Here is an 11,628-nt window from a genome sequence, read left to right on the forward strand (position 1 = left end):
TTATTTGTAAGCGCAAGCTCATTTAAAATCATGTATAGCCTTAAGTCAACTTAGCTTACTGTTTTTATCGGCAAAGTTATCCGTTGCATTAGTACTTTCTGCTACTTTTTTCAATAAAATCATCAATGTTACTTATTATTCTAGTATTTATATTTGATAAGCTTGAAGATTGTTGTATTGCTGCTTTATCAGGTCCTGAAGTTAAAATTAATCTGTCGGGGTTACTCTCTACCATTAATTGCTTTTTAATAAAGTTTTTAACCTGACTAAAGTCTAGAGCTAATATAGCCGTGAGCAGTTGTTCTTTGTGCGTAAATGAAAGGTCATTATTGCAAATAGCAGCCCAAAAACGCTGACTTTTTATTCTTAAATTACTGTCCTTTTCTTCTAGTTGACCTGCTAATCCTTGTATTAAGTGATGCCAGTTCTCTTCTGTTAAATCTTCAAGCATAGTCAAACTATTATTTATAAAACTATCGATTGCCGCGGTTAATGCGCATGCATCTGTATTAGGTGATTGAATATAAAAAGCGATGCCAGGGTAGCGATTTATTGGCACATAACCAACACCAACGATATAACCATACTGTTTATCTGTTCTCATTTCTTGAAAAAAGAAGGGGGATAATAAATGGCTAGTTACCATAGTTAATGCCACGATGTGATTATCTCTTGTGGGCGATGGGGTATAGACGACAGTTGCATGGTCATGTTCAGGGATAGACATTGGCAGTAATAGTGTCTTTTGACCGCTAAAATCAATAACAGGACATTTTACCGAAAATTGGTCATGATAATTTTTACTAAATGCTCTTTTTATATGACTTGCAATATTATGGGCATGCTCAATTAACCAGTTTCCGTGAATAAGTGCCTCCAGAGTCACTTCTTTAAATAGCTGCTGGCAAAATGTTTGGTATTGTAGAAAACTAATACTACTTAGGGCTTTGGCCAGTGTTTCTGCATTAGGGTTGTTTGGTTGGGAAATAGAACTAAGTGTTGAGAAAAGCTGAGAAATTGACTTACTCTTATCAGTGTTATTCCAATGATCAATTAGTTGTTGTTTAAATAACTCAAAATCTTGCTCGTTAACATCATGTTCTTGTAAACGAAATAATAGCTTGTCTAATAAGGTCGGTTGGTTCTCGCTAATCCCTGATATTTGTAGGGTAATCCCGCCTTGATGTGCGTACAGATGGTAATGAATGCAAGCGAGCTCAGCGTCATAGTTTTCCTCAACAACCGTATTGGTATATAAATCCACAAACAATCGCGTCATGGCGATATTTTCTACGCTCATAATCGAATAGGGAGAATCTATACCTAAATAGATATAACCTTTTGGTACTTTAAATGTTGTGTCTTGCTTATACCATATCGATAGACCACTGGCTTTCTCAATAATTACTGGTGTGTCTTTAGAAGATTGGTTATTATAAATGTGAGGATTACCAATAATGTATGGATTTTTATCAGGTAAAAACAAACCACTGTTATTAGTAGGCTGGCGAGTTTCCTTTACAATTTTTTGCCAGCTTTTAATTTTACTCTTTTTTAATTTCTCTACGTGATAAGGAACTTGATACCATTTACTGGTTTTCGAAAACTCATTATTTTGACTAACATGAGTAATACGCATATTGTCAGCATTTAGGTAACTTAATAAGTGTGAAACATTATCATGATTCATTCCTGACATGATGTAATCACCAAAGATATAGTCACATTCAGGGTAGTGCTGCATGTTAATGACTAATTGACTGACATTATCCAGAGCTTTAGATTTTTCATGGTAAATATAAGATAATTCAGCAATTGCTTGTTTTTCTATATAATAATGCTCTGAGAGTGGGGAAGACTTCAATAAGCCAATATAAGAAAATACGATGGCTATAACGTCATCTATATGATCTTCCCCTTTTTCGGTCAGACTGATACGAACATTAAAGTCTTTAAAATTTGAACCGTTTATACCAGAGCCTGCTGTTAAACCCATTCCCCATTGTTTATGTTTTAATTGAGCTAAGATACTGCCAGGCCCTTCGTGACCAAGTAGGTAAGCAAGTATTGATTCGGGTTTATCTTGGTAATATTTATCTATACTTTCCATCGCAAAACTAATGATTAACTGTCGGTCATTCTTCACCGGACAAATATTAATTTTAATACCCTGATGCTCAGGGTGATATAAAGAAGCTGTTATTTCTGGCAGGGGGGTAGTTGTTGTTTTAATGGCACTAAATAACTCTTCTGCAAGTTTTGATAGCTCAACCAATGACTGTGGGCCTTCAATTGCTAAGGTCATGTAATTTGCTTGATAATAGCTATCAAAGAAATTTTGTACTTCACTGACAATACTTTCTCCGTTTCGATCAGCTAATGTATCAATATTACCAACGGAGAATTGTGAAAATGGATGTGCTTGGTTGATGGTTTCTTTATGAACATCATAAAGGCGACGAATATCATCTTTGAGTTTTAATTTAAACTCTGCATCAATGTTTTTTCTTTCTTTGACGATGAAGTCTTCACTAAGTAGGGGAGCGATAAAGAATTGACTAAATCTATCAAGAGCATTAGCAAAGTGTTGATGGTGGACGTCAAAATAAAAGCAAGTATGTTCGGTTGACGTCCAAGCATTATTACTACCACCATGTTGGCTGATGTATTTTTGATATTCGCTACCATCAGGATACTTATGCGTACCTAAAAACAACATATGCTCTAGAAAATGTGCTAAGCCTTGTCTATCTTTGGGGTCATTAAAGTGACCAGCGTTAACGGCTAATGCTGCTGCAGATTTATCTGACTCTTCATTATGAACAAGTAATACACGTAAACCATTGACTAGGGTGATTGTACGGTATTGTTTTGAATCATTTGGGCTTTGCTTCAACGCATGGCTCCTAAGTTTGGCAATGAAAAGTCAAATAGAGAATGTTTTTTACAATAGATTAACTTATCTAATTACTATATGGAATAACTAGACTTTCTTTATTATTAATAGTTAATTTGAAAGATAGATAGATTCTATTACTATAGCCGTTAATAACGACCTATGTGAATTATTATCAATAACAATCTACTATTGTAGTGTTGAGTTTTTTGCACCTTTTATAAAGAAAAATGAGTAGTTAATGCAGATATATATTATGCGTCATGGTGAAGCAAGTAACCAATTTATAGGGTCGAATACTAATGACGCGGCAAGACCTTTAACTGAGTTAGGGGAAGCTGAAGTAAATAAAATGGGGCAATGGTTAACAAGTCAGCTAGATGCGGAAGTAGATATTTTTGTCAGTCCATACGTACGAGCTCAGCAAACATGTAATATTGTCGTAAATACCATAGCAAAAGGGACTGGCTCTTTGGCCGTAATTCCTAAAACACTCGACTTTATTACTCCTTCAGGAAACGCACAACAAACTCATGATTATATTGATGGTATCATTGCGCACAAAGGTAATGGCAATCGAAGTATGTTAATCATTTCTCATATGCCCTTTGTCAGTTATTTGGTTGCGCAATTAACTCAAAGCCAAGATACACCCTTGTTTGCTACAGGAGCTATCGCACATATCAATTATGATGTTCAGTTAATGCAAGGACAACTTCTCAAAATGTATTGTCCGGCACATGTCCATATATAAATTGTCTTATACCATTCCATCTAAGAAAGTGATCGCTTAGCGAGAATTTAAAGGTTTAGAGGCAAGGCATTGATTGCAAATAATAGTTATTCAGGAGAATAAGCTCCTGCATTCTCTAATAAGCTACGTCCATGTAGCGTTTTTGTTAAAATCAATAACGCAGCATATAAACCTTTAACTTTTTATTAGGTACTCGCCCTTCGGGAACGTATGGGCATCATGATAAAGGCACAAAATTTGTTTGATGTAGAATAACTATATCTAAACCTATTTTGTTTGTTCTCATATCGCCCATGTCGTTCTAAGTGGTCACTTCTTTAGATGGATTGGTATTAGATATTATTATCAAATTTATCTTTTAATTCGATGAGTGCTAATAGTGCACCATTGCCGCCCCATTCTAATGGTGCTTGATGAAAGGCCATTACATCGGGGTGTTGTACTAGCCAATGAGGTACTTTATTCTTTAGTACTCTTGAGCCAAGACCATGAATAATGCAAATACATCGGGCGTGCTCTTTTTGACAGGCATATAATAAAGCCGCTATTTCTTTTTTAGCTTGATGTTGATCTAATCCGTGTAAATCTAAGATAAGATCCGGCTGATAATAGCCTCGACGTAAATTCTTCGCTTCAAAACTGTCAACACCATTTCGGACATATTTCATTGGCCCTTGTGATGATAAATCTGGTTCGAATTCATCTGAAAAATGAAACTGGGCTAAGGCTTTAGTGTTTTTTTTATCACTATGATGCCTTTTAGGCTTGATGGTTGTTTTTTCAAAGTGTATGGTGTCAGCCATTATCGGCTTGACCTTGCCAATAGTCTCTTTAAATAGCTTTTTATCGTCTACACTAAGTAGTCTATTAGGTGTATTTTTCTTTTTCATGGCGGCAGTGTAAAAATATCTGTTAGTCATTACAAGTAGATTATCTAGCGAAATACAAGCATATACAAAATATTTAGGAATACTCCCTGTGAATAAGTTAACTTCAGTTACTAGTCAACTACACACCGTTGGTGACTATTGTCGATATGGCGCCACCTTATTTAATCAAGCTGAATTATTTTACGGCCACGGCAGTGATAATGCTTTTAGTGATGCTTATACATTAATCATGTACGCGCTATCTTTACCTTCTGAAGTCAATACTAGCTTAATGTCTTGTCGATTAATTGAAACTGAAAAAGAAAATGTTATCGCGTTATTTCATCGTCGTGTAGAAGAGCAAATCCCAGTAGCTTATATAACTAATATCGCTTATTTTGCTCAATTGCCTTTTTACGTCGATGAAAGAGTTCTCATTCCGCGATCACCGTTTGGTGAGTTAATAGAACATCAATTCTTTCCCTATATTGCAGCTAATAAAGCGCCTAAAAGGATATTAGATTTATGTACAGGGAGTGCATGCATCGCTATCGCCTGTGCAAGTTACTTTAGTGATTCTGAGGTAGATGCTGTCGATTTATCGGTTGATGCGCTTAACGTGGCTCAAATCAATATAGAAAATCATGGCGTTAGTGAACAAGTTATTCCAATTCAATCTGATGTTTTTTCTGGGGTTAAAGGGCAAATTTATGATTTAATTGTCACTAATCCGCCGTATGTTGATCAACAAGATATTGACTCTTTACCGGCAGAGTATCTTCATGAGCCAGAAATGGGCTTAGGTTGTGGTACTGATGGTTTAGATATAGTACGCAAAATACTGGCAGAAAGTGCTTCTCATCTTAATGATGGAGGTTTGCTGTTTTGTGAAGTGGGTAACTCTGAGGTGCATGTTAAGTCAATATATCCCACAGTACCTTTTACTTGGCTTACTTTTGAGCGAGGAGGACATGGCGTATTTATGTTAACTAAGGCACAATTAACTGAATTTGCAGCAGTCTTTACTGCTGCTTTGAAATAATACTAATAGAAATATAGGCGTTGGAGTAAAAATGTCAGGCAATACATTTGGAAAATTATTTACGGTTACTTCATTTGGTGAGAGCCATGGTTTAGGCTTAGGCGCTATCATTGACGGTTGTCCTCCAGGTCTAGAATTATGTGAAGCAGATTTACAAATAGATCTTGATAGAAGACGTCCAGGCACGTCTCGTTTTACGACTGCGCGAAATGAAGCGGATCAAGTTAAAATCATGTCGGGTGTTTTCGAAGGTAAAACCACCGGCACTCCTATTGGTCTAATTATAGAAAATACCGACCAACGTTCAAAAGACTACGGCAATATCGCTCAATCTTTTCGCCCTGGGCATGCTGATTATACTTATACGCAAAAATATGGCTTACGTGATTACCGAGGTGGTGGACGTTCATCTGCTCGAGAAACCGCTATGCGCGTTGCAGCAGGAGCCATTGCAAAAAAATATCTAGCACAAAAGTTTGGCATGAAAGTACAAGCTTGTGTGACACAAATTGGCGATATAATCGCTCAAGGTGAAAACAATACTCCACTTGATTGGCAAAATATTGATTGGGTTGGTGTAGAAAGTAACCCGTTTTTCTTCCCTGATAGCACTAAATTAGAACAATTGGATGAGCACTTACGTGGCGTAATGCGTGCTAAAGATTCTATTGGGGCTAAATTAAGTGTTGTAGCGACTAATGTTCCTGTCGGTTTAGGAGAGCCAATCTTTGATCGTATTGATGCAGAAATTGCTCACGGATTAATGAGTATTAATGCGGTTAAAGGGGTAGAAATTGGCGATGGCTTTGAAGTTGTTAATCAAAAAGGCTCAGAGCATAGAGATGAGTTAACCCCTGATGGTTTTTCGAGTAATCATGCTGGTGGCATTTTAGGTGGTATTTCTACCGGCCAACAAATTATTGCTCATTTGGCATTAAAGCCTACCTCAAGTATTGGCGTAAGCGGAAAAACAGTTGATGTCTCTGGTGAAGCTACTGATATCATCACACGAGGAAGACATGATCCATGTGTTGGAATACGAGCAGTACCTATTGCAGAGGCTATGTTAGCTTTAACATTAATGGACCACTATTTAAGACATAGAGCACAAAACGCTGATGTAGATTGTGCAACTCCTGTGATCACGAAATAATAGACTCTTGTCTATGCTCTGCACTATAGCTAGGTAAATAAGGAATTTGGTTTGACATTATTTACCCGGCTATCTTCGAACTACTTTTTTTATTTTGCCATCCTTGGTCTTGTTTCCCCATATTTATCAGTATTTCTTGATGCAAAAGGCTTTAGCTCTATAGAGTTAGGGGAAATATTTGCAATAATTACCGCGACAAAAATAGTTGCGCCTAGCCTTTGGGCTGTTTTAGCGGATAAAACTGGTCAACAGTTATTGATTATTAGGCTAGGTGCAGTTTTTGCTCTGGTTAGCTTTGTATTCTTATTTTGGTTAGATAACTATTGGCCAATTAGCTTCTCTTTAGCCTTATTTAGTCTTTTTTGGACAGCCATATTACCGCAACTTGAAGTGTACACTTTAAATTCAGTTAGACGCAGTAGCAAAATATATGCTCGAGTGCGTTTATGGGGAAGCTTAGGTTTCATTGCCTTAGCTCTAATTGCAGGGCAAGTAATGGAGTATTTCCCTATGGAAAGCTTCACGTTCTCTTTTACCTTGATGGGAAGTTTGATTCTTTTATTACTATTGGTATCGACGTTAACCATCAAGCCTCTTTATAAATCTAGCAAAGAGAAAAAAGCACCCATTGCTATTCGATCAAAATTGCTTGAGTCAGGCTTTATTATTTTCTTTGTATCTGGCACTTTACTGCAAATAAGTTTTGGTCCTTATTACGGTTTCTTTGCTTTATTTCTTCGAGATTTAAGCTATTCAGGATTCACCATCGGATTATTAATATCCTTAGGCGTAGTTGCCGAAATTATGGTGTTTATCTATGCCGGTGTATTTTTTAAAGCATTTAGGTTAAAGCATTTATTAATATTTAGTTTAGCGATAACGGCATTACGTTGGTATTTAGTGGCAGTATTTGCGGACTCTGTGATTATATTATCTTTAACTCAACTACTTCATGCGGCTAGTTTTGCGCTTTATCATAGTGCCAGTATGATCTTTATTAGTCATCATTTTAGCCAATGTCAGCAATCAAGAGGGCAGGCAGTTTATCTTGGTGGAGTTTATGGGTTAGGTGGTGCTATTGGTGCTTATTTAGCTGGACTGTTATGGCTTGATGGCAGTGGTGCAACTACCACGTTCATTGCTGCAAGTGCTATTTCTTTAGTGGCGGCATTGTTAATGTTGTTCTTTAAAGAAGCAAGTTATCGTGAACAACATAATGAAAAAAGCCCAGTCTAATGACTGGGCAAAAATAACAAACTAGGGAAACATAAATTTAACGCTTAGCTTTGATTTAACAAGCTCTTACCGTTTATTGCGATTTTTCGAGGCTTTAATGCTTCAGGGATTTCTCGTTGTAAATCCACATGGAGTAAACCATTTTCCATGAAGGCACCGATTACCTTAACATGATCCCCTAATTGAAATTTTCTCTCAAAGTTTCTCTCGGCAATACCTTGATGTAAAAACTTTCGACTATTTGAAGTTTTATCGTCACTAGCCTTTTTAGTGCCGACAATAATTAAACTGTTTTCTTTTGACTCTATATCTATGTCTTCTTCACTAAAGCCAGCAATAGCCATAGTAATGCGATATTGATCTTCTGCTAGAAGCTCAACATTATAAGGGGGATAAGAAGATTGTTTATCGGCACGAGAGGCTTTGTCTATTAAACCAGCTAAGTGGTCAAAACCGATGAATGAACGATATAGAGGGCTGAAATCTGTAGATGTACGCATAATAAATATCCTAATCAATAGCAATAATTTGTGTGCCTTTCTTTGCTTAGTAAGTAAGCGTTGTGAACAGGCGGTTAATTAATACTTTGGTTATTTAGCATTGTGTAAATAATTAAGTATTATGTAGCCCCTTACGGCGACTACATAATTAAAGATGGGGATAAGGAATTAGTTTTCAACAAAAAAAAGCAAATAAATTATAATTGTTTGAATTTATTTGTTATTTTTTTTCGGTATTAGGTGTTTCTGTAGGAGTGCTTTCAACAATATCATTTTGAATAACTAATACTGGGGCTAAATCTTTTACAGCCGTTAGCGCTTTTGCGTAGTCTGGGTGTTGGGAAATATTAGCGACTAATTCTTTGTACTTAACTTTACCTTGATCATCAATAATAAAAATGGCGCGTGTTAATAAGCCCATATCTTTAATGATTAAACCATACTTGGCACCAAACTCACGCCAAACCGAATCGGAAAGTACTTTAATTTGCTCAACATCCTCAACTTCGCAAAAACGTTTTTGAGCAAAGGGGAGGTCATTACTAATAGTGAGCACAGTGATGTTTTTAGGAAGTTTGGCACTTTCTTCATTAAAACGTTTAGTTTGTAATGCACAAACGCCTGTGTCTAAACTAGGTACTACTGAAATTAACAATGTTTGACCGCTAAAGTCGCTTAACTGTACTGGTGAGAAGTTTTTATCTACTACTTTAAAGCTAGGAGCTTGCTCACCAATGTTTATTTGAGTACCTAACAAGGTAACGTATTTTTCACCCGCTTTTACTAGGTTTTGTGTTTCAGTGAGCTGTTTTTGTGGGTAGTTATTTGCTTTAAGGTTAAAAGCAGATGTTAAACAGATAAAAGATAATAGAAATAAAAGTTTACTAAAGGTAGATAATTTCATCATTAATTGGAATAATTAGATTATAAAGATTCAGTTTACCGTTTTTCTTATTAATTTTCTTCATTATTTTCTGTAAAGATAATGCTGAATATTCTATTGTTAATAGTAATAAGATCAATTCTCCGTCATTTATCCAAGGGACATGCTTTTTATGTCAACTAAATTACTCATTTGTGATGATTCCAATATGGCTCGTAAGCAGCTAGCACGCTCATTACCTGATGGTTGGGATGTAGACGTTAGCTTTGCGGCTAATGGTATTGAAGGGATTGAAGCTATAAAGGCAGGCAAAGGAGATGTGCTATTACTCGATTTAAATATGCCAGAAATGGATGGTTATCAGGTTTTGGAAGCTATTTTGCAGCAAGATTTACCTACGTTAACAATTGTTGTTTCTGGTGATATTCAGCCTGAAGCTCATAAAAGGGTAACGGGTTTAGGTGCTTTAGACTTTATTCAAAAGCCTGTAAATAAAGAGAAGCTAACCGAAGTTCTCCGCTCTTATGGTGTTTTTAGTCAGGATGACATAGCAGGGAATAGTAAAGTTGAACAAGCTTCAACCTCTGCTCCTGAAATTGAGAAAACACCCAAAAAAGTAGAGAAAACACCTTTAAAGATAACACCGGTAAGTACTTCTGCACCAACAGAAGAAAGTCAAATTGAACTTTCTCCTGATTTACGCGATTGCTATCAAGAGATTGCTAATGTGGCTATGGGCCGCGCTGGTGATTTATTGGCGCGTTTATTGGACGTCTTTGTTGAGCTGCCTATTCCTAATGTAAACTTTATTGAAGTCAGTGAATTAAGAATGGCTTTAAAAGACGTTGAAGCGAATGAAAGTACCTCAGGAATATGTCAAGGCTTTATCAGCTCTGGTATTTCAGGGGAAGCATTGTTAATTTTAAATGACTCAAGTTTTAAAGATGTCGCTTCTTTGATGAATTATCAATATCAAGAAGATAAAGGCACTGAATTAGAGTTGTTAATGGATTTAGCTAATGTCCTCATCGGCGCCTGCTTAAAAGGTATTTCAGAGCAGCTAGATATTGATTTCAGTCAGGGCCATCCAGTTGTTCTTGGACAACACAGGAAAATCTCTGAATTAATATCGAATAATGCTAACAAGTGGAAAAAAACATTGGCAATAGAGATAAGCTATAGTATTGAAAATTATCCAATTAAGTGTGATTTGTTATTACTTTATACTGAGCAGTCAATGAAAACACTAAATAATAAACTATCTTACATGCTGGATTAGCGGTAACGCGCTACGCAATGAGTTAACATACGGGATTGTCCATGTCGTTAGAAACCTCACAATTAAATGAATTACACTGGTTAATGGAAATGTTACATAACATTGATGTTGGCTTAGTGGTGCTTGATAAAGAGTATAAAGTACAAATATTCAATGGCTTTATGGAAAATCATAGCGGCCTATTACCAAGAGAAGTAAAAGATAATTCAATTTTTGATTTATTTCATGAAGTTCCGCAAGATTGGTTTGAGCGTAAAGCTGAATCAGTTTTTTTACTAAAAAATAAAGCATTTACCATTTGGGAACAACGGCCTTATTTGTTTAAGTTTGATAGCTATCGACCTGTAACGGGTAGTGCAGACTTTATGTATCAAAATACTACGTTTATCCCATTACTCTCCTCAACAGGGGAAGTAACACACTTATGCTTATTGGTTTATGATGTAACCGATAATGCAGTGCATAAACTGAGTTTGGAAAAAGCTAATGAAGAGCTTGCGATACTTAGTCAAACGGATGGTTTAACTAAATTATTTAATCGTATTCATTGGGAAAGTTGTTTACAGGCTGAGTATAAACGTTGGACGCGTAGTCAACATTCAAGCTCATTAGTTATGTTAGATATTGATCACTTTAAAAATGTGAATGATACCTACGGGCATATGGTGGGTGATGAAGTGATCCGTCATATTTCAGCATTGATACGAGAGCATGTTCGTGAGACAGATGTATCAGGTCGTTATGGCGGAGAAGAATTTGCTGTATTACTAGCTGATACTTCTTTAAAAAGTGCTTATGTATTTGCCGAGCGTTTGCGTAAAAAAGTAGAACAGTCGGTCGTTAAGTATAATGATATCGAACTGAACTATACGATAAGTCTTGGTATTGCAGAAGTTGAACCTTGTATCAAAAATTATGAAGCTTGGATTGAATGTGCTGATGCAGCACTTTATCGCTCAAAAGAGACTGGGCGTAACAAAGTTAGTTTACACCCTAAGCAAGCTCGATAATTAACT

Annotated in this window: 10 protein-coding genes; 6 read left to right on the forward strand and 4 right to left on the reverse strand. The window is 36.2% G+C overall.

Features of this window, described 5'->3' with window-relative positions; genetic code table 11:
- Positions 1 to 88 precede the first annotated feature (88 nt).
- Positions 89 to 2,896: an insulinase family protein gene (locus AC27IF_RS07760; protein ID WP_487053424.1), complete on the reverse strand. Its 2,808-nt coding sequence runs from the start codon at positions 2,894 to 2,896 to the stop codon at positions 89 to 91.
- A gap of 241 nt (positions 2,897 to 3,137) precedes the next feature.
- Here AC27IF_RS07760 and sixA point away from each other — a divergent pair, with 241 nt between their 5' ends.
- On the forward strand, positions 3,138 to 3,650 hold the full coding sequence (gene sixA, locus AC27IF_RS07765; protein WP_487053425.1) for a phosphohistidine phosphatase SixA: 513 nt from the start codon (positions 3,138 to 3,140) through the stop codon (positions 3,648 to 3,650).
- Between the two features lie 332 nt (positions 3,651 to 3,982).
- Here sixA and smrB read toward each other — a convergent pair whose 3' ends face one another.
- Positions 3,983 to 4,570, reverse strand: a complete 588-nt coding sequence (gene smrB, locus AC27IF_RS07770) for an endonuclease SmrB (protein ID WP_487053427.1) — start codon at positions 4,568 to 4,570, stop codon at positions 3,983 to 3,985.
- Between the two features lie 58 nt (positions 4,571 to 4,628).
- Between smrB and prmB the strand changes: the two genes are divergently transcribed.
- From prmB to AC27IF_RS07785, 3 genes are read left to right on the forward strand one after another with little or no spacing between them, the layout of a single operon-like run.
- The gene (gene prmB / locus AC27IF_RS07775; protein ID WP_487053429.1) at positions 4,629 to 5,561 is read left to right on the forward strand and encodes a 50S ribosomal protein L3 N(5)-glutamine methyltransferase; all 933 of its coding nucleotides are present in this window, start codon (positions 4,629 to 4,631) and stop codon (positions 5,559 to 5,561) included.
- Positions 5,562 to 5,592: 31 nt separating this feature from the next.
- Positions 5,593 to 6,714: a chorismate synthase gene (gene aroC, locus AC27IF_RS07780; RefSeq protein WP_487053431.1), complete on the forward strand. Its 1,122-nt coding sequence runs from the start codon at positions 5,593 to 5,595 to the stop codon at positions 6,712 to 6,714.
- Positions 6,715 to 6,765: 51 nt separating this feature from the next.
- The gene (locus AC27IF_RS07785) at positions 6,766 to 7,950 is read left to right on the forward strand and encodes an MFS transporter (protein ID WP_487053432.1); all 1,185 of its coding nucleotides are present in this window, start codon (positions 6,766 to 6,768) and stop codon (positions 7,948 to 7,950) included.
- A gap of 44 nt (positions 7,951 to 7,994) precedes the next feature.
- On the opposite strand, the gene AC27IF_RS07790 is transcribed toward AC27IF_RS07785, so the two are convergent.
- Together AC27IF_RS07790 and tpx are read right to left on the reverse strand one after the other, a co-directional pair.
- Positions 7,995 to 8,450 carry an Hsp20 family protein gene (locus AC27IF_RS07790; RefSeq protein WP_487053434.1) on the reverse strand — a complete coding sequence of 152 codons (456 nt, stop codon included), beginning with the start codon at positions 8,448 to 8,450 and terminating at the stop codon, positions 7,995 to 7,997.
- A 220-nt stretch (positions 8,451 to 8,670) separates the two neighbouring features.
- Complete coding sequence (gene tpx / locus AC27IF_RS07795; RefSeq protein WP_487053691.1) at positions 8,671 to 9,354, reverse strand: thiol peroxidase; 684 nt, start codon at positions 9,352 to 9,354, stop codon at positions 8,671 to 8,673.
- 151 nt (positions 9,355 to 9,505) lie between these two features.
- On the opposite strand from tpx, the gene AC27IF_RS07800 reads away from it, so the two are divergent.
- Both AC27IF_RS07800 and AC27IF_RS07805 read left to right on the forward strand, forming a co-directional pair.
- Entirely contained in the window at positions 9,506 to 10,612 is a 1,107-nt protein-coding gene (locus AC27IF_RS07800; protein ID WP_487053436.1) for a response regulator, read from the forward strand.
- Between the two features lie 41 nt (positions 10,613 to 10,653).
- Entirely contained in the window at positions 10,654 to 11,622 is a 969-nt protein-coding gene (locus AC27IF_RS07805; RefSeq protein WP_487053438.1) for a sensor domain-containing diguanylate cyclase, read from the forward strand.
- The last annotated feature ends 6 nt before the right edge of the window (positions 11,623 to 11,628 follow it).

This window comes from Colwellia sp. KS18-150, assembly GCF_057551365.1.